At 40.8% G+C, this 26,367-nt stretch carries 26 protein-coding genes; 1 reads left to right on the top strand and 25 read right to left on the bottom strand.

Annotation, left to right across the window (positions count from 1 at the left end):
• Positions 1 to 7: 7 nt before the first annotated feature.
• The 13 genes from BUB93_RS06215 to BUB93_RS06155 form a co-directional block, all read right to left on the bottom strand.
• Positions 8 to 1,054, bottom strand: a complete 1,047-nt coding sequence (locus BUB93_RS06215) for a zinc-binding dehydrogenase (RefSeq protein WP_073270222.1) — start codon at positions 1,052 to 1,054, stop codon at positions 8 to 10.
• Positions 1,055 to 1,080: 26 nt separating this feature from the next.
• On the bottom strand, positions 1,081 to 1,824 hold the full coding sequence (locus tag BUB93_RS06210) for an SDR family NAD(P)-dependent oxidoreductase (RefSeq protein ID WP_084117040.1): 744 nt from the start codon (positions 1,822 to 1,824) through the stop codon (positions 1,081 to 1,083).
• Positions 1,825 to 1,977: 153 nt separating this feature from the next.
• A complete protein-coding gene (locus BUB93_RS06205) occupies positions 1,978 to 3,201 on the bottom strand; it encodes an L-lactate MFS transporter (RefSeq protein WP_073270221.1) in 1,224 nt (407 codons plus the stop codon).
• Between the two features lie 163 nt (positions 3,202 to 3,364).
• Positions 3,365 to 4,552, bottom strand: a complete 1,188-nt coding sequence (locus BUB93_RS06200; protein ID WP_084117038.1) for an AI-2E family transporter — start codon at positions 4,550 to 4,552, stop codon at positions 3,365 to 3,367.
• Between the two features lie 85 nt (positions 4,553 to 4,637).
• Positions 4,638 to 4,961 carry a cupin domain-containing protein gene (locus BUB93_RS06195; RefSeq protein ID WP_073270220.1) on the bottom strand — a complete coding sequence of 108 codons (324 nt, stop codon included), beginning with the start codon at positions 4,959 to 4,961 and terminating at the stop codon, positions 4,638 to 4,640.
• A gap of 23 nt (positions 4,962 to 4,984) precedes the next feature.
• Entirely contained in the window at positions 4,985 to 5,947 is a 963-nt protein-coding gene (locus BUB93_RS06190) for a C-terminal binding protein (RefSeq protein ID WP_073270219.1), read from the bottom strand.
• Complete coding sequence (locus BUB93_RS06185) at positions 5,948 to 6,967, bottom strand: 2-dehydro-3-deoxygalactonokinase (protein WP_073270218.1); 1,020 nt, start codon at positions 6,965 to 6,967, stop codon at positions 5,948 to 5,950.
• A gap of 29 nt (positions 6,968 to 6,996) precedes the next feature.
• Complete coding sequence (locus BUB93_RS06180; protein ID WP_073270217.1) at positions 6,997 to 8,142, bottom strand: iron-containing alcohol dehydrogenase family protein; 1,146 nt, start codon at positions 8,140 to 8,142, stop codon at positions 6,997 to 6,999.
• Positions 8,143 to 8,161: 19 nt separating this feature from the next.
• A complete protein-coding gene (locus BUB93_RS06175; RefSeq protein ID WP_242945398.1) occupies positions 8,162 to 8,809 on the bottom strand; it encodes a bifunctional 4-hydroxy-2-oxoglutarate aldolase/2-dehydro-3-deoxy-phosphogluconate aldolase in 648 nt (215 codons plus the stop codon).
• 2 nt (positions 8,810 to 8,811) lie between these two features.
• The gene (locus BUB93_RS06170) at positions 8,812 to 9,237 is read right to left on the bottom strand and encodes an HIT family protein (protein WP_084117036.1); all 426 of its coding nucleotides are present in this window, start codon (positions 9,235 to 9,237) and stop codon (positions 8,812 to 8,814) included.
• 18 nt (positions 9,238 to 9,255) lie between these two features.
• The gene (locus BUB93_RS06165; protein ID WP_073270215.1) at positions 9,256 to 10,743 is read right to left on the bottom strand and encodes a tripartite tricarboxylate transporter permease; all 1,488 of its coding nucleotides are present in this window, start codon (positions 10,741 to 10,743) and stop codon (positions 9,256 to 9,258) included.
• Between the two features lie 12 nt (positions 10,744 to 10,755).
• Entirely contained in the window at positions 10,756 to 11,202 is a 447-nt protein-coding gene (locus BUB93_RS06160; RefSeq protein ID WP_073270214.1) for a tripartite tricarboxylate transporter TctB family protein, read from the bottom strand.
• 68 nt (positions 11,203 to 11,270) lie between these two features.
• On the bottom strand, positions 11,271 to 12,245 hold the full coding sequence (locus BUB93_RS06155; RefSeq protein ID WP_073270213.1) for a Bug family tripartite tricarboxylate transporter substrate binding protein: 975 nt from the start codon (positions 12,243 to 12,245) through the stop codon (positions 11,271 to 11,273).
• Positions 12,246 to 12,670: 425 nt separating this feature from the next.
• Here BUB93_RS06155 and BUB93_RS06150 point away from each other — a divergent pair, with 425 nt between their 5' ends.
• Positions 12,671 to 13,777: a GntR family transcriptional regulator gene (locus BUB93_RS06150; protein WP_073270212.1), complete on the top strand. Its 1,107-nt coding sequence runs from the start codon at positions 12,671 to 12,673 to the stop codon at positions 13,775 to 13,777.
• Positions 13,778 to 14,109: 332 nt separating this feature from the next.
• Here BUB93_RS06150 and BUB93_RS06145 read toward each other — a convergent pair whose 3' ends face one another.
• The 12 genes from BUB93_RS06145 to BUB93_RS06090 form a co-directional block, all read right to left on the bottom strand.
• Positions 14,110 to 14,529 (bottom strand): PPC domain-containing DNA-binding protein, encoded by a 420-nt coding sequence (locus BUB93_RS06145; protein WP_073270211.1) that lies wholly within the window; start codon positions 14,527 to 14,529, stop codon positions 14,110 to 14,112.
• 182 nt (positions 14,530 to 14,711) lie between these two features.
• The gene (locus BUB93_RS06140) at positions 14,712 to 16,043 is read right to left on the bottom strand and encodes an enolase C-terminal domain-like protein (RefSeq protein WP_073270210.1); all 1,332 of its coding nucleotides are present in this window, start codon (positions 16,041 to 16,043) and stop codon (positions 14,712 to 14,714) included.
• 32 nt (positions 16,044 to 16,075) lie between these two features.
• The gene (gene garR, locus BUB93_RS06135) at positions 16,076 to 16,999 is read right to left on the bottom strand and encodes a 2-hydroxy-3-oxopropionate reductase (protein ID WP_423230801.1); all 924 of its coding nucleotides are present in this window, start codon (positions 16,997 to 16,999) and stop codon (positions 16,076 to 16,078) included.
• Position 17,000: 1 nt separating this feature from the next.
• Positions 17,001 to 18,257 carry a glycerate kinase type-2 family protein gene (locus BUB93_RS06130; protein WP_073270208.1) on the bottom strand — a complete coding sequence of 419 codons (1,257 nt, stop codon included), beginning with the start codon at positions 18,255 to 18,257 and terminating at the stop codon, positions 17,001 to 17,003.
• 21 nt (positions 18,258 to 18,278) lie between these two features.
• Positions 18,279 to 19,172 carry a 4-hydroxy-tetrahydrodipicolinate synthase gene (gene dapA, locus BUB93_RS06125; RefSeq protein ID WP_200789441.1) on the bottom strand — a complete coding sequence of 298 codons (894 nt, stop codon included), beginning with the start codon at positions 19,170 to 19,172 and terminating at the stop codon, positions 18,279 to 18,281.
• A 41-nt stretch (positions 19,173 to 19,213) separates the two neighbouring features.
• On the bottom strand, positions 19,214 to 19,333 hold the full coding sequence (locus BUB93_RS06120; protein WP_242945396.1) for a hypothetical protein: 120 nt from the start codon (positions 19,331 to 19,333) through the stop codon (positions 19,214 to 19,216).
• Between the two features lie 272 nt (positions 19,334 to 19,605).
• A complete protein-coding gene (locus BUB93_RS06115) occupies positions 19,606 to 20,601 on the bottom strand; it encodes a 2-hydroxyacid dehydrogenase (protein ID WP_073270207.1) in 996 nt (331 codons plus the stop codon).
• 25 nt (positions 20,602 to 20,626) lie between these two features.
• Positions 20,627 to 22,114 carry a tripartite tricarboxylate transporter permease gene (locus BUB93_RS06110; protein WP_073270206.1) on the bottom strand — a complete coding sequence of 496 codons (1,488 nt, stop codon included), beginning with the start codon at positions 22,112 to 22,114 and terminating at the stop codon, positions 20,627 to 20,629.
• A gap of 38 nt (positions 22,115 to 22,152) precedes the next feature.
• A complete protein-coding gene (locus BUB93_RS06105; protein ID WP_073270205.1) occupies positions 22,153 to 22,584 on the bottom strand; it encodes a tripartite tricarboxylate transporter TctB family protein in 432 nt (143 codons plus the stop codon).
• An 87-nt stretch (positions 22,585 to 22,671) separates the two neighbouring features.
• Positions 22,672 to 23,670 carry a tripartite tricarboxylate transporter substrate-binding protein gene (locus BUB93_RS06100; protein ID WP_073270204.1) on the bottom strand — a complete coding sequence of 333 codons (999 nt, stop codon included), beginning with the start codon at positions 23,668 to 23,670 and terminating at the stop codon, positions 22,672 to 22,674.
• A gap of 353 nt (positions 23,671 to 24,023) precedes the next feature.
• Complete coding sequence (locus BUB93_RS06095; RefSeq protein ID WP_073270203.1) at positions 24,024 to 25,163, bottom strand: CdaR family transcriptional regulator; 1,140 nt, start codon at positions 25,161 to 25,163, stop codon at positions 24,024 to 24,026.
• Positions 25,164 to 25,257: 94 nt separating this feature from the next.
• Positions 25,258 to 26,205: an AEC family transporter gene (locus BUB93_RS06090; RefSeq protein ID WP_073270202.1), complete on the bottom strand. Its 948-nt coding sequence runs from the start codon at positions 26,203 to 26,205 to the stop codon at positions 25,258 to 25,260.
• Positions 26,206 to 26,367: the final 162 nt, after the last annotated feature.

Below are 26,367 nucleotides of genomic sequence, written 5' to 3'. Positions count from 1 at the left end.
GCTTTTTTTATTCCATACCCGGCTTTAAGACGACCTTTAGCGCCCTTCCGGATTTTATCTCTTCAATACCCTTTACCGCATCTTTTAGAGGAAGCACGTGGGTGACAAACCCATCCACGTTTATCATCTTGCCTGCCACGATATCAAATGCCTTCTTGAAATTGTTTGGACCATATGCAAATGAGCCAAGAACAGAAAGCTCGTTGTAGTGTATCTTGTTGCTGTCAAGAGTGGTATATGGGTTTTCGGCGCTTACGCCCCCAAACAGAACCAGCCTACCCCTTTTTCTTAAAAGGTCGATGCCCTGTGCCTGGGTCTCCACGGAAGGTGTGGCAGATATGACCACGTCCACGCCAAAGCCTTCAGTAAGCTTCATAACCTCTTCCTGCAAGTTGGTTTCCTTGGAATTTATAAAGTCTGTTCCGCTGAACTTTTTTGAAAGCTCCAGCCTGTTTTCATTTATATCGATCATTATTATTTTTTTTGCGCCTCTTAGCTTAGCAATCTCAGAATGGAGACACCCGATAGGACCTGCACCGAAAATGGCAACTGTCTCTCCTAAAGTCACATCTGCAAACTCTTGGGAGTTGATTACAGAAGACAATAATTCCACGATTACGATATCATCGGTTGATACTCCATCAGGAATCTTGATTACCTGTCCACGCTCAAGCCCTATTCCGGGTACCACCATGTAATCTGCAAAGCCGCCTTGAATCTGGTGCCCGTACGTCAATCTGTCGGAGCACAGATGCTGCCAGCCCTTCTGGCAATACCAGCATTTGCCGCAAGGCAAAACGGGATTTACGATAATTTTTTCTCCCTTTTCAAAGCCTTCTACCTCAGAACCTACTTCCACTATCGTTCCTGCATTTTCATGCCCAAGAATACATGGATAAGTCACGTGATGGTGGCCGTGAAAATACGTTCTCACATCCGAACCGCAAAGCCCCACAGAATCGACTTTCAATAACAGCCCATCCTTAGGACATTTAGGCATTTCCACGTCTTTGTATACAAACTTCTCCTTGCCTTCCAAAACCAAAGCTTTCATCTTCTCACCCCATATATTATATTTATCTATGCGTACGTTCTTCCGCCGTCCATAGTTATGACCTCACCATTTATATACCCCGCCATGTCCGATGCTAAAAAGGCAGTAAGATAACCTACCTCCTCAGGCTCGCAAAGTCTCTTGACAGGCACGCTTTCGATCTTTGATTTTAAGTCTCCAGTCTTTCTGTTAATCAAAAGCTCGGTATTAACCATAGTCACAGCAATTGAATTGGTCCTTATATTGTATTGGCCGTAATCTTTTGCAAGGTTTCTGGTAAATCCTAAAAGCGCAGATTTGGATGCAGCGTAATGGGCGCCTCCACCGGCCCCTGTATACATGCTTGTTGAGGAGATGTTTATGATAGTACCCCCGTTTTCCTTCATTAGGGGAAGGGCGAACTTGGTGCAGTAGAACGTTCCAAACAGGTTCACTTCAAAAATCTTTTGTATGTCCTCAACGGGAAGATCCTCAAGATTATATTCGGTGGTAGTTCCTGCGTTATTCACCAAGATATCTAGCCTGCCGTATTTTTCCTTAATGAAATTTAACATGTCCTCAACCTTTTGTGGATCGGTAACATCCCCTTGAATAATGGGGGTGTCTCCGCCTATTTCCTTTGCAACTTCCAGGGCGGCTTCTTTATTCGTATTATAGTTGATTATTACCTTTGCACCCGCTTGAGCCAGTGTTTTTGCACAGGACTTTCCTATGCCCCGGGAAGAACCTGTAACAAAGGCTATTTTGCCTCGTAAATCTATCGCCAGCATATCATTCTCCTCAAATAAATTTATTACATATGATCATTCTGATTACAATAGTAACAATTAAATATGTGTAAGTCAATGAAATGGGAAGATGTTTTTGTGCTTTTTTAACTCATATAATCAAAAACCCCGGATAAAGCATCCGAGGTCAAAGAGTTAGTCGCATTTTTTAATTAAAGTTTGCGAAAATATCATTCCTAAAATACAAAGTCCAATTATTAAGTAAAACACTGCATGATAATCGTGAACGGCATCGAGAAGCATCCCTGAACCAGTAACACCGGTTATAGCTCCTACCCCGTAGGCAGTAAAAACGACTCCGTAGTTTTGGCTATAGTGCTTGGTCCCGTACATGGAAAGGGTAGAAGCAGGGGCAATTGCAAGCCAGCCGCCGAGGTTAAACCAAAATATTGAAAACCCCACCAAAAACCTTATAGTTGTCCCTTCACCTGCAGCAATCATTATCCCCGCAGCTACTGCTATCATCACGTATGAAAAGAACATCGCTTTTTTTGCAGACAGCCTATCTGTAAGCCAGCCATAAAAGGGCCTTCCAATGCCATTGAAAACGGCGAATATGGTCATCAAAAATGCCACCTGGTGGGCATCAAGGCCTATCATGTCCACTCCTACATTGCTTGTCATTCCAATTATCATAAGTCCTATCATCGTGCCTATGAGAAAGCTTAGATAAAGACCTTTGAATCCTTTGGATTTAATCATCCGCGACGTGTCGACCTGGTCCTTGTCAGTCGATTGATTGGAAGCGCTGCTCCCGTCTTTTATTCCAGTGTCCTTTGGCGACTTTATGGGCATGCTAAGCAGGGGCATTATAATGCCGAATGAAACCCCCAGTATCACGAAGGTATCCGTTACCCCTTTAATCTCGATAAGCGTCCTCAGGAGCGGCGCTGTGACAAGAGGAGACAATCCAAAGCCAATAAGCACCAATCCTACCGCCAGTCCTCTGTTTTCAGGAAACCACTTGGCAACTATCGTCATAGGCGATCCATATGCTATACCCACGCCGGAGCCTATAATGACGCCATAAGTAAGGGTGAGCATATATATATTGGTGGCAAAAGATGACAGTACCCATCCCAGGGCCACAAGCACAGAACCAATGGTAATTGTTACCCTGGGGCTCACCTTGTCCAGGTACTTGCCCGACAAGAGCATGAATATAGCATAAAATGCCAGTGATGTCATATAAGGAAGCCCGCTTTGAGTCGAACCTATGTTAAACAGCTCTTCGATTGGACTTCTTATAACACTCCATGAATATACTGTTCCCAGGCACATCATAATCAATATTCCCAACAAAACATAAATCCATCTTTTTTTTGGGTTATTTACATTTATATCCGTAACTTTTTCCATTCAAGACCTCCAAAAATCAATTTTGAAAACCGTCCCGTTGAAATATCAGACGTCCCGATTTTTATCTTGCGCTATTTTATCATCAAATTCATAAATATACAAGTATATTGAGTACGTATAAAAACCTCTGTCGTTGTATTTTTCTTTAAAAAAAGAGATCCTGTCATTCCAGAATCTCATTTCCCTTTTCCTTTAATCTTTCATTCACTTCATCTCGAAGAAGGGAATAAATCAGCGCAAACGTCGGCACCCCCAAAAGCATGCCTGTTATCCCGAATAAACCCGCCCCCAGGATAATGGATACCAAAACCCAGAGCCCCGGAAGCCCTACAGTATTTCCTACGATTCTAGGTTTTATTATATTGCCGTCAACCTGCTGCAGCGCAAGTATAAAGAACATAAAAACCAAAGCTTTGACAGGATCTACAATGAGTATTATAAATATCCCGGGAACAGCTCCAATGAATGGACCGAATATGGGAATTATATTCGTTATGCCTATTATCACGCTTACCAAAAGAGGAAAAGGCATCTGAAAGGCATTCATGCCTATAAAGCAGATTATCCCCACTATCAGTGAATCTATCACGTTACCTGTTATAAATCTGTTGAAGATATAATTTGCCCTGTGGCTTATTTCGATAGTCCTGACAAAATATTTATCCGGGCAAAAAGCCTTTGTTATCCTGTTCATCTGTCTTATCAGAAGGTCTTTTCCGTAGAGAAGGTATACTGAAATTATAAGGCCGATTAGCCAGTTGTAAATTCCTGATGTCAATCCCATAAGATAATCACCCACGTATGGCAATATCTGCGTCAACAGCTCTGTTGCACGATTGGAAATATTGGACCAAAAATCACTGTCATACCACTCGATCATCTGCTCCACTCCAAAGGTATCATCCAAGTATATAGCCCAGTTTTCCAAGGTCTCCAAATAAAAGGGTATGTTTTGGATAAGCTGAGTGATGCTGCTTATCAATTGAGGTATGATGAATCTGAATAAAAAAGCAAGAGTGATTATGACCGCCAAATATGTGGATAGTATGGACAGGGCCACAGCTGCCTTTTTCGAGGTTTTCCCCTTCGCTTCAAGAGGCTTGAAAACCCTCTCTCTAAAGCTCTTGTATGGCATGTTCAGAAGGTATGCCAGCACCAAGCCGTATATGAACGGGACTGCTATTGAATGCAGCCTCCCCAACACACTAAACACAGACTTAATATTTGTAAGGGCAATAAACAAGGTAATGCCGTATGTTATTATAAGAAAATACTGTTTGAATTTTATTTTGTCCATAGGAAAGTCCTTTCCTGAATCATCAAATATAAATACCCAATCAATACTATTCATTATACATTACCCTGCTCGGTGCGTAAACTATGCTATAGTAAAAAAACTTTGGCCACTGCTGGATTCAGCACATGACCAAAGAATGTCATAATAAAAAATCTTCCCTTTTAGGAGCAAATATATCAAGAAGCACGGAATCTTCCAGTGCTACTACTCCATGAACGATATTTGGAGCAACATAATAGGTGTCTCCGGCTTTTACTACTACCTTGCTTCCTTCTTCCTCATATTCAAAAGAGCCTGATATTACGTAGCCTATTTGCTCATGAGGATGTGAATGAAGAGCTCCTATAGATCCTTTTTTGAATTTAAGTTCGCAGCACATTAGGTTGTCGCTATAGGAAAGAACTTTTCTAACTACGCCCTCGCCCACATTTTGCTGCAAAATCTTATCGTTTTCTGTATACATATCCTAGCCACCTGCTTTTTTTGCTAGAAACTGTTTACCGGGTTTAACGGCTTGTTTCCGCTGATTACATTGACAGCTTCTATAGCTGCCTTAGATTGGACTGAATTTATGGCTTGCTCGCTGTACCAGGCTATGTGGGGAGTTGCTATGACGTTGTCCAAGTTTAGCAGCTCGTTATCTTTGGTGATCGGTTCGACCTCAAATACGTCAAGACCTGCACCGGCTATCTTCTTCGCCTTTAACGCTTCAATCAAGTCGGCTTCGTTAATTACCGGACCTCTGGCTGTATTTATAATATATGCAGTCTCTTTCATTTTATCAAAGACGTCTTTGTTGAATAGATGAAGGGTATCATCATTTAAAGGACAATGGACGGATATAAAGTCGCTTTTTGTGCACAAAGTATCAAAGTCCACCAACTTCACGCCATTTTCTTCTGCAAGCTTTTTATCCACAAAAGGATCATAAGCCAGTATCTCCATATCAAATCCCTTCATTTTTTTTGCCACAGACATGGGAATCCTTCCCAGACCCACGAGCCCTAAAGTGCTTCCTGCCATACGGTAAAGAGGTATTATGGAATCATAGCTCCAGTCACCCTTTTTCAGAGCCCCATCGATAGTTATCAGCTTCTTAGCAAGTGCCATAATCATCGCGATTGCATGGTTTGCTACTTCATCTATGCCATAATCCGGAACGTTGCATACATAAATGCCTTTTTGGGATGCAGCCTTTGTATCTATGTTGTTGAAACCTATGCCGTACTTGATTATTACCTTGCATTTTTCCATATGGGAAATTACTTCCTCGTCGATATCAGCATACTGAACTATTACAGCATCAGCTTCTCTGACAGCTGATATTACATCCGATTTCTCCTTACTATTATAGACCTCCAAGGCAAATCCGGCTTCCTCAACTATTTTTCTTTCGTTATCCACATTTTCATATTGATAATCTGTTATGACGACCTTTTTTCCTACCATCTAAACTACCTCCCGTATCGATTTGTTCTGCTCTGCTATCAAGTATGCTCCTACAGCTGACAAGGGCATGTTACCTTCAGGAGTGAAGGACACTACCTTTGCAAAGGAATTGTCATGCTCGAATATGTCAAGCAAAGCCTGCTGCAATGGATTCTTGCCCGAAACTACAACTGTGGTATTTCCATCCGCCTTGACTGCATCAGAGGCTTTTATCGCCGCCACGTCATCTTGCAATACAGCTCCTAGGATGAAGTTGGCCATATCTTCATTGCTTCTTGCCGCAAATAGATTTAAGATCCTTGCCGAAAAGCAAGTACGTCCCAGCCCAACTTTTTTTGCAGTTTCGTATCCAAGCAGCAACATGTCCTGGTTATATGTATCCTCCTGAACAAACTTTCTGCCCACGGCATCGGCTATGATAGTATTGTTTGTTATTGACGATATCAGCTCGCCGGCTATAGAAGTAAGGCAACCTGTCATATTGCCGTTTTCATCCACAGCAACAAATTTGGTGTGGGAGCCCGGCAAAACCAGCAGCATCTTGTTGTTATCGTGAAGTCCGTCGATTATCGCACAGCTTTCGACCTCTTCACCTCTCATTATATCCATAGCTTCAAAATTTGAAACATCTATTTTGTCTCCCGAATTTTTTACGCCGGGGATGAACCATATGGGCAGCGGACAGATTTCTTCCAGCAACACCGGTTCGATTGCCTCTACAAGGTCCTTTATTCCGGCAGGAGCTACCAAATGCGGAATCTCGACAAGGCCCACGTTTGATGTAATCATACCGCTTGCTATTACCCAACCGATATCATCAAAGCCTATGTTTTCAGTCTCCAGCAACTCCAGCAAGCATCTTTTAACTGCAGCCTTAAGCTGGTGGTTATTTCCGTCAATAGCTGTATTTCTTACTCCTACCGGGCTATTGGAAACAGCAAGCATTGTTTTTTCTTCATTCCATAAAATAGTCCTGGTATTGGTTGTTCCCGTATCAATGGTAATATTATATTTTTTCATTTTTTACTCTCCTCGCCGGATACTTTGGATTATATGACTGATTCAATAAGTTCTTTGAAAAGCTCACGGCTTACAGGACGGGGGTTGGTCTTGATATGTCCCATGGAACCTTGAATGTTGTCCAGCATATATTCAACATCTATCTTATCTTTTGATACATATTCAGTAAGTTTTTCGGGAGCATTTATAGCCTTTGCTATAATTCTTAACTTTTCTATTCCCTCCAAGGCAATCTCTTTGTTTTTCTTTCCATCTTCTTTTACGCCGAGCACCTTTGCGATTTCTGCGTATTCTTCCAAAGCGTATTCAAGGTTCAGTTCCATGGAAGGTATCAAGCATATGGAGCATGCTTCACCGTGAGAAATTTTGTGTATCGCACCCATAGGCTGTCCCACGATATGGGCAAGACACGTGCCTACAGATATCGCGCATCCCGCGAAATAGCTTCCTAAAAGCATATTTTCTCTTGCTTGTATATCATTAGGATCGTTATACACCTTCACGATATTGTCTGCCAATAATTTTAACGCCTTCAACGAGTACATCTTTGACACTTCATTTGAGAAAACAGAAACATAGGATTCAATTGCATGAGTAATAGCATCTATCCCGGTGAAAACAGTTACTTTAGGAGGCAATCCCACAGTAGTCATTGGATCAAGTATTGCTGTTTGCGCTATCATCGAAGTGTGATAAATCGCTTTTTTCCATCCCTTTTCCTTGTTGTATATGACGCTGACTTTAGTAGCTTCGGCACCAGTACCTGCTGTGGTTGGAACAGCTATATAAAACAAGGGAAGCTTTTCGACTTCTTTTCCACCCAGTTGATAATCTATAGTCTTTCCACCGTTGGCCGCTATCATCGCTATGGTTTTTGAAGCATCGATCACGCTTCCACCTCCGACAGCAACTACGCTGTCGCAGTTTTCTTCCAGGCATAATGCAACGCCGTTATCTATGACTTCCAGATCAGGTTCTGCCTGAATTTTGTCATAGATGGAATACTCCATGCCGCTTTTTACGATTGAGTCGATTATTTTTTTAACACAATCCGCATTTTGGTTATACACAACCAACAAAACCTTCTTTTTTTCATTCCATTTCAGTATTCCACCAATTTCGTCAATTGTATCTTTTCCTACCAGCACTTGTCTGTTCACAACAAAATCTATCATTATAACTGCTCCTTATATTTTATATTTTTATAGCATCTGAAAATCTTTTTGCTTCAGCGCTAATCAAGTCATATCTGTCGTCTTTAATATATTTAAGATTCACCAAGTTGCCTCCGATGCCGACACCACAAGCTCCTGCTTCCAGAAACTCAGCTATATTATCAGGATTTATTCCTCCCACCGCCATCATAGGTATGTGCCTTAAGGGCCCTCTTACTGCTTTTAGATAAGATACTCCAAACATGCCCGCAGGAAAAAGCTTGACTATGTCTGCACCAAATCCATGCGCCGCCACTACTTCACTGGGAGTCATCGCTCCAGGTATAGAGACCATTCCAAGCTCTTTTGTTTTTGTTATTACTTCCTTAGATACATTGGGAGATATTATGAAAGAGGCTCCAGCGTTTTGGGCATCACAAACTTGTTTTTCCGTTAGAACAGTCCCTGCACCAAGCACTACTTGCGAATCGAATGTTCTTTTCAATATGTGGATACTTTCCAGTGTTTCTTGCTGACCTCTTTCGCTGCAATTGTCGAATGTAACTTCCATGCAGCAAATACCGCCTTTTAGCAATGCATCTGCCAAAGAGGCCATCTGAGTAAGTTTCACTCCCCTGATTATTGCGATGATCTTGTGTTCGTACAATTGTTCTATAGTCTTTTTCATTTTCATCTACCCTTTTGAATTTCACTTCTGATTTTCGCCGCTCTATCCTGAAGCTCGGTTTCCTCTAAGTAATTATCATTACCGGTCAAACTGAAGGGCGCTCCCCAACAATACTCGTCTTTTTTCTTGGGTACAATGTGATAATGAAGATGCGGAACTCCGTCTCCGTATATCCCGTAGTTCATTTTATCCGCTTTAAACATATCGTTTATTACCTTTGTTACCAGCGACACTTCCTCAGTAAAGCCAATCAACTCTTGTTTTTCAAGCTCAAAGAGTTCTCTCTTGTGATCTTTGTAAGCTACTACGCATCTGCCTGGAAAATTCTGATTTCTTATCAGGTAGACATCTGAGTAAGCAAGATCAATTACCTTGACCATCAATTCATTCAGCTTGTCTGATTTTTCGCAGTAAAAACAATTCTCCAAATCTACTCCTCCTCTTGCTTATATGTAGTTTTCTCTTTTTTTGAATATATGCTTGATCAACGGAACCACTATAGCCAATGCAGCCAATGTCAGCAAAACTGCAGATATCGGGTTTGTAAAAAACGCTGTATATGAACCGTTGAACATGGCCATCGACCTTCTAAAGTTGCTCTCCGCCATATTTCCAAGAAGCAATCCAAGTATTATCGGACCTAGTGGATAGTTCATCTTTCTGAAGAAGAATCCTGCAAAACCGCTTATGGCCATTATCACCACATCAATATATGAAGAGTTCATCGAAAACGCGCCTACAACACAAAATACTATAACAGTCATCCAGATAAGCTCTTTTTTTACATTTAAAATGATGTTGCAATGCTTAGCCGACAACAACCCGATGATCATTATCAATACGTAAGCTACCATCATCAACATTATGAAAGTATGGACAAATGCGGCATTTTCTGAAAACAAGGATGGTCCCGGATCCATTCCGTACATCATCAATGCACCAATCAGAACTGCAGATACTGCTTCTCCAGGAACTCCTAGCGTCATCATCGTAATCAGCGCGCCTCCAAGAGCCGCATTGTTTGAAAGAGAGGTTACAGCTACACCTTCTACTGAACCCTTGCCAAACTCTTCAGGTTTTTTTGAAATTCTCTTGGCCTGATCCCAGCTGATTATTCCGCTGATATCTCCACCGGCTCCAGGTATTATGCCGACAAAAACCGAAATTATCGATGCTATTACAGACCCGGGCATGCAGGCTTTGAACTCTTTCCATGTGGGAAAGATCCTTCCAAGACATGTTATTCTTTCAACTTTTTCCAGATTAGCCCCATCATACATCTGGGTCCAGATTTCACCTAATCCAAACAACCCTATCATAACCGGAATAAACGAAATCCCGTCGAACAACTCTGTAACACCCAATGTGAATCGGGGTGTTGAAAACATTGGATCTGCTCCAACTGTGGATAAAAGAAGACCTAGATACCCTATCATCAATCCCTTTATTATCGACTTCCCTGAGACGCTTACCATCATGGCCAGTCCAAATATCGCTATTGCAAAGTATTCGGTAGGGCCAAACTTCAAGGCAAATCTGGCTAAAGGAAATGCAGCCAAGGCAAGAACCAATGTTCCAAACCATCCGCCAATACAAGAGAAAATCGTATTGAGTCCAAGGGCCAAGCCCGGTTGCCCCTTTTGGGTCATTGCATAGCCGTCAAAGGTGCTTGCTATCGATGCCGGAGTTCCCGGTGTGTTTATAAGTACCGCCGATATGCCTCCTGCGAATATCGCGGAGTTAAATACTCCTATCAGCATTGCAAAACCTTGATCCGGCCTTAGCCAAAACGTAACCGGAGTAAGTATGGCTACCGCCATTGTCGCGGACAAGCCCGGCAAAACGCCGATGACATATCCCGCTAAAACGCCCAGTATCAAGAAAATCAATACGGATGGCGAAAAAACACCTATTAATGATTCAATCCATTCCATAACTTCGCCTCCTCACAAAAGAATTCTGAATGCCTGGGTAAAAAGCATGTATATCCCTACACTAAAAACAACAGAGTATATTACAGAAAACAAAAGCTTGAGCTTAAGCACTCTACACATGGCAAGTAAAAAAATGATTGTTTTTATCAAAAAGTGAACATGATTCCATGATATTATGTAAAGTACGAACAGAGACATACAGATGCCCACAGTTTTTAAAATATCTTTATTTCCGTCTTTAAGCTCAAAATAATGCACATTGTTCTTAATGCTTCCAATGATGATGTACAAAGCCATTAAAGCAACGCCGACTGCCAGCATCCTGGGGAAAAACCCCTCATTTACATTTCCACCCACAGTCTCCCTTGTAAACGACAGAGACATTATATAAAATCCTACACTGATAGCTAAAACTATACTTGCAAAAATAGCATCCGCATTCAGCAATCTTTTTAACATTTTACACACTCCACTTCCTTTTTTAAAATTCGGCCGACGGTCCCCCATCGGCCGAAACTGATGTGCTATCAATTCAAGTTAAGGGTTGGTATCAATTCAGAGTACATTTCATAATTTTCGTTAACGAACTGAGTAAACTCTGCAGCTGTTCTGTATCTTATGGTAAGTCCTCTTTCTTTTGCGAAGTTTTGGTAAGGTTCTCCTTCTACACCGGCTTTAACCGCAGCTTCTAACGTAGCTTTAACATCAGCATCCAATCCTGATGGAGCATAAAGGCCTACCCATGTAGTGTAAACGCAGTCTACACCGGCTTCTTGTGCTGTTGGTACGTCTGGATACTGCTCTACTCTTTCTTCTCCAAGAATGGCAAGGATTTTCAAGTCTCCAGAATCAACACCAGCTTTAGCAGCCAATACTCCTATAGTTACAATATCAACGTGACCACCCATAAGAGCGGTTATCGCTTCAGAGCTTCCATCATAAGGAACATAGTTAAAGCTTATATCCGCCGCTCTTTCCAATAATGCGCTTGCTATATGAAGAGTCGAACCCGCTCCAGCTGTTCCGCTTTTCAGTTGACCTGGATTTGCTTTTGCATATTCTACAAACTCTTCAAGAGTGTCGTAAGGTGCATTTGCGCTAACAATCAAAGATGACGATGTTTCTGCTGCGCCACCTAAGAAGTCCATATCGTCAGGAACTATCTCCGACAGACCCAAAGCTTGCACCATTGCTATTTCAGCAGGGCAAATACCAATAGTATAACCATCAGCAGCTTGTGATTTAACATATTGGAACGCCACAGCTCCGGCAGCTCCGGTTCTATTTGATGCGACTACAGGCACCCCAAGCTCTTTTTCCATCGTCTGGCCTACCAACCTGCCTGTCATATCCGATTCTCCACCTGGTGCTGCCTGAATTACCAATGATATCTGCTTACTCGGAAACTCATCCTCGCTTTGACATCCTGCAAACGATGTCATCAGCGCCAATACCGCTACAAATGCAAACAACTTCAAAAACCTTCTTTTCCCTTTTTTCATTACATATCCTCCCTAATACTTTTATTGCACACGATCTTCAATCAGCGATAAATTTTGTCGAGACATTAAATTATCCCGGGTGGCAGGACGGGCCAGGTGGTTCAACCTGTAGGTTTTTTTAGCCCTCTTTTGTTGCCATTCTATGTTTTTACCGCCTTTAAAGATACATGTTGCATACATATCGTTGAATTAATATTAACACACAGGCATTGTTATTTCAACATTTTTATTTTTATTTGAATTTAACCCAATTCCGTTGATATACAAGGCTTTCGCATATATGTCCCACAAAAACCAACATGTAGTTTTTTTCTATTGATTTATATTTATTTTTGTGTATAATAGAGATATAGCAATAATTCATAGTAAAAAACGCACCACGCTAGACTAACATGTAGTTAAATACCTATACAGGAGGAACATATATGGAAAACGTCAAATACTTGTACGATCTGGTCTACTCAACGCTTAAAAAAGAAATTCTCGAGGGAAGGTATCCTTCCAACTCCCTTCTTCCCTCGGAAAGAGAGATATCCCTTCGTTTTCAGGTGGAACGCACGACCGTTCGAAAAGCACTGGAGATATTGGTCAAAGACGGCCTGGTTGAGAAAAAGGCAGGAGTAGGCACAAAGGTCGTATTCGAAAACGACATCAATGATAACGAGATTAACCCGGTAAACTCAAACAGTAAAGGAAACATCATCGGCATATTCATATCCGATGATGAAAAGAATAGCAAAAAAATAATGCAGCCGTATTACGCTGAACTTTTTTACTACCTTGAGATAGAAGGAAAAAACAACGATTGCCAGGTAATTTACACAACAATTAATGCATCGACAAATATGGCAGAAGTCCTTAAAAGCCAAAATTATCTATCCATAATCTTTGTTTCCAACATAGACAGCAAGTACATAGAAATGGCGCGAAAAATGAATATCCCTGCCATTATTTTAAACGAACACCACCTTGGCTTGCCTACATTGACTTATGACAACGTGGGAGGTGCATATAACGTGATGAAGCACCTTTACAGCATGGGACACAAGAACATAGGCGTTATAACCGGACCTGAAAGTTATTACACTTCTAATGAAAAATTGACAGGCTGCTTAAAAGCCGTTTATGATTTTGGATTGATACTGGAAAGAAGCAATATTGCGATTGGCAATTGGGAATACCAAAGCGGCTTTAACTGTGCCAAGGAAATTTTCGAAGGAAAAAAAGATGGAGAAAAACCCACGGCACTTTTTATTTTCAACGACATGATGGCCATAGGAGCGATAAAAGCAATACGAGAGTTGGGAATGTCTATACCCGATGATGTAAGCATCGTGGGATTTGACAACATGGAACAGCTTAAGTACACCGAGCCGGATTTAACGACAGTTGATACAAAAATTTCTACTATGGCAAAGATAGCCATAGAGAGCGCGGTTCACGGCCCATACGACTTATACAATACGGGACTGATAATAAATGTTCCTGTTAATCTGATTTTTCGAAAGACCGTAAAAGATATCAGTAAATGAACAAGGACTATCGTCAAACAACTGATTATCCCTCAAATAACTAACAATATAGAGAACTTACAAGATTCAAGGCTTTGAAAAGGCCTCTTGGTCTTGATGGGTTCTCTTTTTTACTTTGAGATTTAACTTTTTAGTCGCGCTGCTACTTCAGCGGTTTTATCCTAAATTTCTTTGATACCCAGAATAGGACAAATCCATAGCTAGAGAATACTTTGAATCACTTCTCGGCCCTTGCACTTTTCTTTATTGATAATAACATATGGCGTTCATTTGTAATTATAGAATTCAAATTAACAAAGCAAATATATTATTCCCCAACAGACTCGTTCTTACTAGAAATCAAATAAATTCAAGCCGATTTCCTTGCTGAATTTTCTGTTTATTCTGCCATCGATAGCTTCTAGCACCATTTCAACCGTCGCACTTACATATGCGGCATTTAGATGGCCTCCATAGGCCTTGTTTTCGATATCTGATAGGTTTATGTGCATATGAAGGTAAACCTCACCTTCTTTTGTTGAAACATTGCCCATAAGGCTGGTTATTTCAAAATCACCTTCAAGAGTTCTTACGCTGTATTCTTTTTCTTCTGTCTTGAAAAGCCCCAGCTCTACTTTGTTGACTGCTCCAAAACAATTGATCCAACCAAGTGTGACGCCTTCCTTTTCGCAAAGATATTTTACCGTAGCGATTATTTCCTCGCCTTTATCCAGCCTTATGATGTATTTATTGCCAAATTTCTTAAATTCCATGATTAATACCTCCTCAAGTTGTTTCTTAGTTAAATTATATGTTTAATTTCAAGCAATGCCCATATGCTTTACATATGACAAAATCTCTTTTTATTGTATATAAGCGACATAATGCAAAGAAGCAGCCGGTCAATCGGCTGCTTCTTTGTTATTTCAAGGGAGTTAGGTATGAAAAATTGTCTTTATCTAACTAGACAAGGTCTCTTGTTATCAAATTTCCATCCTGGAATCAAATACTGCATTCCGATGGCATCATCTCTGGCACCTAAACCTTCTTTAAGGTAAATTTCGTGGGCCTTTTGTACTTCTTCCATGTCAATCTCAAGTCCAAGACCTGGCTTGCTTGGTATCGACAGGTGTCCATCCTCTATTTTATACGGATTTTTTGTAAGTCTCTCAATGCCTTCCTGCCAGATCCAGTGAGTGTCGATGGCGGTAACATTTCCAGGAACCGCTGCCGCAACTTGCGTAAACATGGCAAGAGATATGTCAAAATGGTTGTTTGAGTGTGATCCCCAAGTCAGACCGAACTCGTTGCACATTTGTCCAACTCTTACCGAGCCTGACATAGTCCAGAAGTGAGGATCTGCCAAAGGTATGTCGACAGAGTTAAGGGCAACAGAATGCTGCATTTGTCTCCAGTCAGTAGCTATCATATTGGTAGCAGTGGGAAGTCCTGTAGCTTTTCTGAATTCAGCGAGAATCTCTCTTCCTGAGAATCCTTCTTCCGCGCCGCATGGATCTTCGCAATATGTCAAAACACCGTGCATGTCCTTGCATAAATCGATAGCATCTTTAAGCAACCATCCGCCGTTTGGATCTAGCGTGATTCTAGCTTCCGGGAATCTCTCCTTCAAGGCTTTAATTGCCTTGATTTCTTCTTTTCCTTCTAATACTCCGCCTTTAAGCTTGAAGTCATTGAAGCCATACAGCTCTTTAGATGCTTCAGCAAGCTTAACTATAGCTTCAGGAGTCATTGCCTCTTCATGTCTGACCTTGTACCACTCGTTTTCTGCATTCTTGTTTCTGAAATACGGTAAATCCGTCTTGTCCGGATTTGCTATAAAAAACAGATACCCAAGCACTTTTACCTTTTCTCTTTGTTGTCCATCTCCTAAAAGAGCTGCGACAGGAACTTCCAAATGCTGTCCTAAAAGGTCTAAAAGCGCAGATTCTATAGCCGTTACAACATGAATTGTAGTTCTAAGATCGAAAGTCTGCAATCCTCTTCCACCGGCATCTCTATCGCTGAAAACCTTTTGAATTGTGTTCATGATGTTCTTGTAGTTGCCTATGCTCTTTCCCAGGATGTGCTCTTTTGCATCTTCCAATGTCTGCCTTATTTTTTCTCCACCCGGAACTTCACCTAACCCGGTGTTTCCGTTTGTATCCTTCATTATGACGATATTTCTTGTAAAGTAGGGCGCGTGCGCTCCACTTAAGTTTAGCAGCATGCTATCCTTTCCCGCGACAGGTATTACCTGCATTTCAACAACAGTTGGTGAATTGCCCATTTATAATCTCCTCTCAGTGACCTTTATTTTCCCTAGTCTCTAGTTACTTCTGCGTTTGCTATCTTTTCGTAGAATTTAACTATGCTTGCGTGGTCTTCGACTCCACATCCGTCAAGCTTGATCGCTTGCATCATTTCCATTAATTGTGCAGACAACGGAAGCGGTGCTCCTACGCTTCTTGACGTCTCTAAAATATTTGTCATGTCCTTAATGTGAAGGTCAATTCTAAACCCTGGATCAAAAGTTCTGTCCATCATCATAGGCGCCTTAGCGTCCATTACCGTACTTCCTGCCAAGCCACCTCTGATAGCCTTGTATACAAGATCAGGGCTTACGCCTGCTTTTTTAGCCAGGATCATCGCTTCTGATACAGCTGCGATATTTATAGCTACCACTGCCTGGTTGCAAAGCTTCGCGATATTTCCAGCTCCGATTTCTCCAACATATACTGCGGAACCACCCATTGCCATAAGTACGTCATAGTATTTGTCAAAGTTTTCTTTCTTTCCACCTACCATGATAGCTATAGTTCCATCGATAGCTTTTGGCTCGCCACCGCTTACAGGTGCGTCCAACATCTCCATGCCTTTTGCAGCAAGTCCTTCTGCGATTTCCTTGCTTGCAAGTGGAGCTATAGAGCTCATGTCAATGAGCACGCAACCTTCGGTTGCACTCTCTACAAGTCCATTTTCGCCTAATGCAACAGCCTTAACGTGTGGTGAATTCGGAAGCATAGTAACCACTACATTTGCTTTTTTAAGCACCTCTGCAGGCGTCTGCGCGATGTCGGCTCCTAGTTCTATAAGTTCAGCTACAGCATCTTTGTTAAAGTCAAGGACAACCAATTCGTGTCCTGCTTTGATTAAGTTTTTTGCCATGGGCTTGCCCATGATTCCCAGTCCGATAAATCCTAATTTCATAATATAATTCTCCTTTTCAGTTTTTAATTTATATATCTTATTTGCACAAAGCTACCATTACGTCGTTGACGTTTGTTCCGGTAGCTCCGGTGATTATCAAATCGTCGCTTGCCTTAAGTGCAGTGTATGAGTCGTTCATGTCTAAGTAGACTTCCGGCATGATGCCTGATTTTCTGATTTTCTCAGCACTTTTTCCATCAACTATGCCACCTGCCGCATCTGTTGGACCATCTGTTCCGTCTGAACCAAGAGAGAAGAACACCGCATCCTCAATACCTTCGATTTCTATCGCAGCAGCTAGCGCAGCTTCTTGGTTTCTTCCACCTTTGCCTTTTCCCATGATCCTTACTACAGTCTCCCCCCCTGCAATAACAGCACAGGGTAATTGTGGCGCGAACCTGCTCGGAGATTCTTTCTTGGCTTCCTTAATGATCGTCGCCATGAATCTGCCCGCATCTTTTGCTTCACACTCAACACTTGAGGAAAGTATTATTGGTTTATATCCAAGCCTTAAAGCACTTTCAGCAGCTGCTTCGCACAATGCAGTCACGCTTCCAGTAATTATAGTCTCGCAGTTGCCAATTTCCTTTGGCGTCTCTATCATAATGGCTTTTTTTAAGTTATCTTCGATATGAAGGCCGTATTTTTCTATTATCTCCATTGCTTGTTCCGAGGTCGTAAAATCCGGGTAAGCGGGACCTGAGGCTATGGAATCCAGCTTGTCTCCCAAAACATCTGAAAGCACTATGGAGTACACGGTGGTATTCTTGCATGCCAGGGCGAACCTTCCGCCTTTTACATCTGAAAGATGCTTTCTGACTGTGTTGATCTCAACTATGTCTGCTCCACAACCAAGCAGCTGGTTCGTGATATCCATTATGTCTTCCAGGCTGACGCCCTCCAACGGCTTTTCAAAAAGAGCCGATCCTCCGCCGGATATTAAAAATATCACTTTGTCATCTTTTCCGAGGCATTCTACAAGCTCAAGAGCTTTTCTTGCCCCCAGCACCGAGTTTTCATCAGGAATGGGATGGCCGGCCTCTATTATTTCGAAACCTTCGATCTCACCCATTGAGTGCTCATACTTGGTTACAACAAGACCTCTTTTGATCTTGTCTCCCAATACATCCTTGGTTGCATCAGCCATATTCCAGGCAGCTTTGCCAATGGCTATTACGTATACATCTGTATAAAACTCTTTGTCCTCAAGGGCTCTTTTAACTGCAACATCCGGCAAAACAGCCTCGATTGACTCCTTTATTACCGTCATTGCATCTTCTCGAATATTTGCCATATTATCACCTCTTACCGACATTTAGATTAGATCTAAATCAGCCAGTACCTTTTTTAAATCTTCCATCTTTTCTTCTGAACAGTGACCGATGGGCTTTACCGGATGTCCCACATTTAAACCCATCAAGTTGAGGCAATCCTTCATAACTACAGGAAAGCTTCCGAAATTGTAAGCTTTTCTTAGAGGAACCAAGTCAAACTGAGACTTCATTGCACCCTTATAGTCTCCTACAACAAACTTATCGTAAATGTCTGAAACAAGTCTTGGAGCGACATTCGCCGTTCCTGCAACACATCCCACTCCGCCATACATCAACGTAGCGTAAATGTAGTAGTCCGTTCCGCTTAAAACCTCAAAAGTATCATTGTCTCTAGTCGCGTCAATATACTCAACTGTCTGGGAAAAATCCAGTGACGTATTTTTGATTCCGATAATATTGTCTATCTCGGCAAGTCTTTTCAGCATGCTTACAGAAATATTGTTGGTAGTCTTTCCAGGATTGTTGTATAAAAGAATCGGCAAGCTTGTAGCTTTGGCAATAGTCTCAAAATGTGCATACATTTCCTTTTCAGAAGGATTGATGAACATTGGGGTAAGAACGCTCATAGCGTCAGCTCCTGCATCTTCAGCCATCTGAACTGCCTTTACACATGCTTTTGTAGTTATTTCACCTGTCCCTGCATACACCGGAACTTTTCCATTAACGTGCTTGACGGTTGTTTCTACAGCCAGCTTTTGATTTTCATTGTCCAGAGCATAGAATTCGCCGTTGCTTCCAAGAACGAACACTCCGTGAACCCCGCCATCTACAACGTGGTCAATGACTCTTTTAAGTCCTTCTACATCCACGTTTTCATTATCATCCACCGGCGTGATTATCGGCGGTATTACACCTATGAGTTCTTCTATTTTCAAATTTTTTCCTCCTTCAAAGTGTCCTCACTTTAAGATTTGCATTATGTTACCGGCGCAGGGTTGAACAGGCACAAAGCATTCTCTATGCCCCAATGGTCTGCCCATGTCTTTTTATCACCGCTCGCCACTTCTAAAATAAGATTGAAAATTTCTTCTCCCACTTCTTCGATAGTAGCTTCACCTGTGGCGATGATCCCCGCGTTTATATCTATCAGGTCCTTCCCTTTTTAATTCCATCGTCGTTTACTACTATCTCAACATTGTCTTTTGGATTTACCTTGATTAGTAATGCTTTTTCCATGTCTACTCCTTTCAGAGCTTTAATTTTATTTCCCGTATACACTGTTCTTATTTAAATTATATTGGAAACTTTGACATCTTTAAATGTCATCCCTGTATTAAAAACCACTGAATGCTTGTACCTATAGTACAATTACTTTTCACATGTTAACTTTGCATTTTTAAGCTCCGGAATCAGGTATTCGCAAGCTTCTCCATTCAAAGACTTTATCATGCTTTCAGCAGCTATTTCTGCCATCTTTGATCTTGTGCTTTGTGTTGCCGAACCAATGTGCGGCAGTAAAACTACGTTTTTCATCCCCAAAAGGGGGTTGTTCCTCCCTATTGGTTCCTTTTCATAGACATCTAATCCTGCACCTGCTATTAACCCATTTGTCAAAGCTTCTGCCAAGTCATCCTCATCGACAACCTCTCCTCTTGATGCGTTTATCAGTATCGCCGAGTCTTTCATCTTTTCGAACACTCCCTTATTGAACATTTTACGAGTGCTCTCGTTGACGGGAGTCATCACTGCCACAAAATCGCTTTTCCCAAGCAATTCTTCAAACTCAGCATAGACTGCTCCAATCTCTCTTTCTGCCTCGGCATTTCTTTTTCTGTTGTGGTAGATGACTTCCATGTCAAATCCAAATTTTGCTCTCTTGGCTACAGATCTTCCGATGTTTCCCATGCCGACTATTCCCAGTACGGCATGGCTGACATCCTTGCCGAAAAGCGTTGTTGCGTCACTGCTTTTCCATCTATTTTCTCTTACATATCTATCGAGCTCGGGTATTCTCCTGGCTGTGGATAAAACCAGGCCCATAACCAGATCTGCAACTGTATCGTCCAATACCTTCGGGGTGTGGGTTGCCAAGATCCCTCTTTTTATTATTTCCTTGGTATCAAAATTGTCATATCCTGCCGAAATGGCGCTTACGACTTTTAGTTTTGGAGCATAATCGAAAAACCTGCCATCCACCCTCACTTGTGATAACATCACTCCATCTACGTCGCTGATTTTTTCGTACAAAATTTCTTGTGGGATTTTCTCGTCCTTATCCCACATCTCATATTCGCAGTGGCTGGCGATATATTTTTCAACCTCCGTGGGTATCTTTTTTGCGATGAACACCTTGTGGTTTTTCAATTTTGCTCACATCCGTTTGCCTTATTTATGCCTTCTTGCTTTGTTTCCAATGATCAATATTCTCTTTTATTGCCACCATCAAAGAAATCGCTATAAACGCCCATAGAACCCATACTATCGGACCTTTAGTAAAGAATATAGACCAGCTATCATAGTAAAATATTGACTGAAGTAAATTTTGTTCAAGTTCTTTCCCTAGTATGAACCCTATTAGAAAAGGTGCAGATTTAAGCCCAAGTTTACTGAACATATAACCTACAAAACCAAAGAACATCACAGTCCAAATATCAAACATAACACCATAGCGTATAGCATATGCGCCAACAGCACACATAACAACAATAATCGGATATATAATTTGTTTAGGAACACATATTATTTTAGCTATATACTTTATTGCAAAGAACATTACTAAAAACATTAAAATATTAGCTACCAACAACGACCATATCAAGCTGTTCCAAGTTTCAGGATTATTGTTTATAAATGTTGGTCCAACCGCTATCCCTTGAAGTGTGAAAGCACCAATTAATATTGCTGTTGTACTGTCTCCAGGTATTCCCAACGACAATAACGGAATCAAAGCTCCACCTGTCAATCCGTTATTTGAGGCTTCTGAAGCAACTACCCCTTCAACAGCTCCTTTGCCAAGTTCTTCTGGTTTTTTAGACATATTTTTTGCCTGACTATATGAGAGTATGGAAGCTGCAGAACCACCAACACCAGGCAATATTCCTATAAATGTTCCTATTACAGAAGATCTTATAAGATTGAATTTCTGATCTTTCAAATCTCTAAAAGAGAATTTCTTTTCCTGTTTTTCTGTAAAAGACATTACATTAGTGTTACAGTCACTGTCCATGCCAATCTCACACTGTTCTATTATCTGACCAAGTGCAAAAAGTCCTATCAGTACAGGTAATAGTGTAAATCCACTATCAAGAGTGTCTTTCAAAAATTCCGGCACCAAACGAAATTGATTGTTTCCGCCTAAAGCTGAACTGTGCCTTCCCATAAGACTAATAAAGATTCCAAGCACCCCGCTAAAAGTACCAACAATCAAACCACCTTTTGACAATGAGATAATTACCGTCAATGCAAATACTATAAGTAAAAACTTTTCAACGGGTGTAAAATCCAAAGCAAAAGATGCTAGTGTTGGTGCAAAAAACCATAATATCAACCAACTAATCAGCCCACCTACAAGTGAAGATGCAATTCCAATTTTCAAAGCTCTTTCTCCTTGATTTTTCAATGTCATTGGATATCCATCAAATGTTGTTGTTATAGACGACGGCGTCCCTGGAATATTCAATAGTATAGCCGGTACTAAACCTCCACTTATTCCTCCCACATAGAGTCCAATCAACAATGCCAAACTCTCAGTTAGATCGAATGCATACGTAAGAGGTAAAAAAACCGCCAAAGCCATAGTAGCAGTCATACCAGGAATAGCACCAAATATTATTCCACCAACAACGCCTAGTAGAATTAAAATTCCTATCGTTATCATTAAACTTTCTCCTTTTTGTACTAAATCTACTTATTTAGTTATGGCAATGTAATTCTAAATACCGTGCCAAAAATTATATATATTGCACTAACCGTCGTTCCAGATACAGCAAGAGCCATCAGTATAATTTTTTTGCTTGTAGTTCCATAGAAAAGAAGTATCGTAAGGAACATATACAATGCCGTCGCGATAATAAAACCCAACCAATCCAACAGAAAAACGTAGCCGAACAAAAGTGCCAGATTTCCAAAAAACAACTTCCAGTTTTTAAATATGTTTATTTCTTTATCTCTTGTTTTAATATTTCTTATAGTCTTGAATATTTTTTTTGAATTTGTTATCAAAAGCAAAATGAACAATACTCCCAAGACCTTGGTCACAAGCTCCGGGAAAAACAAATGTCTGTTAGCCATATCGATAATGCTAGAATTCAAAAAAAGTGACGAAGTGTTACCTATTATTGATATCATTTTTTCACCTTCTACAATAAAATTACATCATTTTATATTTGTCGAGCAGGGCTATATAGCCCTGCTCGCATTTGGATCAATTAATTGTTATCTTCCTGACTCTATAATTTGCCTAGCAGATTCCATTTTTTCATTGAAATAAGGGACCGATTCTTCCAAAGTCTTGAAGTTTGCCATAAACTGATTTTGCGCAAATTGAGCTTTAAGTTCTTCATCGTTTTCAAGCGCATCTTTAACTGCATCTTCCAACTCTTTAATAAAATCAGCATCTGTCTCTTTTTGAGTGATGAAGAAGAACTCCTTGTCATAGAACAATCTTCCGTTTGTTAATTCACCTAATGTTGGTATATCAACTCCATCAAGTCTATCCCTACCTGTCAAGGCTATTATATTCATTGTTGTTCTTTCGTCAGTGTTACCTCTCTCGGCTGTGTTCTCGATATCAGCAGAGTAAGAACCGTTAAACACATCAATTGTTCCAGCCCATAGAGCCTCACGTTGAGCACTCATTCCACCCAATGCACTAAACTGAATATTTTCTTCCGGAACACCTTCATTATCTACTAAAAATCTTTTTGTTTGCTCTGAAATATAGTTTGATACCGATCCTTCTTCAATCCCAAATACTATTACGTTTTCTCTAGCAGCTTCAACTAGCGAATCCCAGTCTTCAATACCATATTCATTATTCGCCATAACAGCTAAGCAAGTCCCCGCATTAATAGATATCGTCGGACCTACTTGAAACTCTTCAAGCCAATTTTCTTCATAAGCACCATATAACGTGCCCAAGAAAGTATAATCATGGAACAAGGCGATGGTGCTTCCGTCTGTTCCAGCTCTTCCAAGTTCTCTAAACATCTCCGAAGATCCAACTGGATCCACCCTCATGTCCGCATTTAAATCATCTGCGATTGCACGTGTGATAAAGTCAGCAGTTTGGTATGTATCGCCTGTAACAGCCGTAGAACCAATCAATACCCTTATACTCTTTTTACCGGCACAACCAGTAAGCGCAACCATCGCTACCAACATTAAAGCAGCAACTACAGCTAATCTTTTTTTCATTTTCCCTTTTTTGCTCATTCTTTTCCCTCCTATTATTAAAAACTTTATACCGGACTTAATTTTTGTCCGTTTTTCAACACAGCTAAGTGCTGCGTCAACAAACTTGGTAGATACTGGGTAACTTAGACTTTTCACCCGCTTTTCATAAATACGATTACAATTGTTAATCAAGTGACGAGCTTCCTTGTTAAGTTTGTCCTGCCCCTGATTACAATCTTATTCTATTCCATGTAACATGATTTTAACATGTCACAGGTGCATTAATTTAGGTCGTAATTATTGTACGTTATATACAAATGGTATTGTTTTCATTTTAAGCCTTCTAACTAAAAAAGAGCGGTCATTGCTCCGCTCTCCAAAATACTGTTTTTCTACTTGTTTCGAAAGTAATAAGCCAGCTCGTTTAAAAACTCCCTATCCGCAGCATTTGCTATAGGGTCGATATTTAGAGTATTTTTTATTTTGTTTAGTCTGAACACCAAGGTATTTCTATGCATGAAAAGCTCCTTTGCGCTGTTTACCACGTTGTAGTTATTGTTGCTTAATACCTGCACAGTTTCTGCTATCATCTGTCGCTCATCCTCGGTAAAAACCTGGTTGTATACGTTGAATATGTCGTCGAATTCCTTCATTGTGACTATGCTTCTAAAATAGTCCACTATGTAGTCGTCAAAGAAGTTGATCCCCTCTTTGTATTTTGTATGCAAAAATATCTCCTGGGCATGTATGTAAGATTTTCTGTACATGTCAAGCTTGTTTTGAAGGCTTCCCACATAAAAGCTAAAGTCAGAAGAATGAAGCCCGTCGGGAATTCTAGTTAAAAAATCTTCAATAAATTCTTCCATATTGTATCTGTAATCTGACATATCGGTTATACCTTTAGTCTTTACAGACTTTAAAATCACGATGTTGTCATTTGATGCCACCACGACCAGGTCAGTATGGGTATATCCCTTTGAAAGACTGATTGACTTTAGCATGCTTTGAGTGTCATAATTTTTTTGCACCTTAATGACAATCGCCGTTCTCATCAGCTCTTTATCAAGCTCTATTTCGTCTGCGAGACTGTTAAGGACAGTCAAGTCAGGATTTTCTTCGAAGAGAAGATAATACAAGAACTGTTCGGATTTGTTTCTCCTGCTACGTTTTCTTTCCATATAGAGCTCATATTCCAGCATAGCCTCCAAGGAAACCTTTACCAGCCCAGCAAAGGACTTTACGCTTTCAGGGTTTCCCGTTACGCAGATTACCCCTACAGGTTTTGCTTTGTGCTCTATAAACAAGTTGACTCCAGGTTTGGTACCGATAAACTTTTTTTCTTCATCAACCACCCCTGTGTTCAAGGTGCCGTTAAGCATCCCATTAGCGACTTCGTGAAAATCCCCTATCCTGTTTTCGTCTCTGCTTGCTATTATTATCCCGTTTTCGTTCATTACATTTATATTATATTCAAGGTACTTGCCCATTTTGTCTATAAAACGTTGTGCCAGCGCTGCATCAAGCAAAGCCATATCGATTCTCCCTTCCAACCTTTAAATACACTTCGTTATTAAGTATATCCTTATACTAAAATTATATCCTTTTGCGCTATGGGTTGCAATACGGCTATATCATCCCAAGAGTCCTAAAAACAAAAATAAAACCCGTCATGGTAATTACAGATAGGAGGGTCGTTGCCATTATAATGCTGGAGGCAAGCTCTCCATCACCGTCCATGCCAACTGCAATAATATAAGACACTGTGGCTGTCGGCACTCCAAAGAGGATGTATACCAAGATGATATCGCTATTTTCAAAACCAAATGCCGATGCCGCGACAACTGCCAGCAGCGGAATGATCACAAGCTTTAGGCTTGTAGCTTTAAGCGCGGGAGATAGATTTTTAAAAATCACGCCTAAATCCACCGACGCACCGATTGACAATAAGGCCAGCGGCGTAGCAAGAGACTCAAGGTAACTTGCAGTCCTTAAAGCCGCCACCGGTATCGACAGGTCTATCAAAGCTGCTATAAAGCCTAGGAAGATCCCTATTATCATAGGGTTCTTTGCAAGCTCCAAAAAACTGGATCTCAAACTTACCTTTACTTCTCTGTCAGGATTGTTAAATGAAAATATAATTACAGCAAGTATATTGTAAAGGGGCATGGTAACGGCCAGCATCATTGGAGCCTTCGCCCCCAGGGAGCCCATGATGTTTTCTATCAAGGAAAACCCAACATAGAGAAAATTGCCTCTAAACGATCCTTGGATAAAGGCGCCCCTTTGACCTTGGATTTTGATTACAAAAAAAGATACTATCCACGCAAAGACTACGCTTAGCACTACACCCAACATAATAAAAAGGTAAAATCTAAAATCGAGTATCTCACTTAAATCGACTACTCTTACGTCATTAAAAAGCTTAATCGGAAGTGCTATATAGAATATTAGCCTGTTTGCTTGCTTTACGAACTGTCCGTCAATCCATCCTCTTTTTCTCAGCCCATATCCTGCGACCATGACCAAAAAAATCGGTGCCGCTATTCCTATACTAAATATCATATTGTCTATCATAATCTCAAACCTTTCAAATTTAGGTCTATATGAATCATTTTATATCAACGAATGTACATAAAGAATGTAAGGTGGATATCAAAACCCGGTAAATAATTGTATCATTTGCACAATTGAAGCATGTAAAAAGCAAAGCCTTGAAGAATCCTCCAAGGCCTAACA

The sequence above is a fragment of the Alkalibacter saccharofermentans DSM 14828 genome (genome assembly GCF_900128885.1).
In the GTDB taxonomy this organism is placed as follows: Bacteria; Bacillota; Clostridia; order Eubacteriales; family Alkalibacteraceae; genus Alkalibacter; species Alkalibacter saccharofermentans.
Note: the sequence above shows the minus strand (reverse complement) of the source record. Positions and strands in the feature narration are given on the sequence as shown.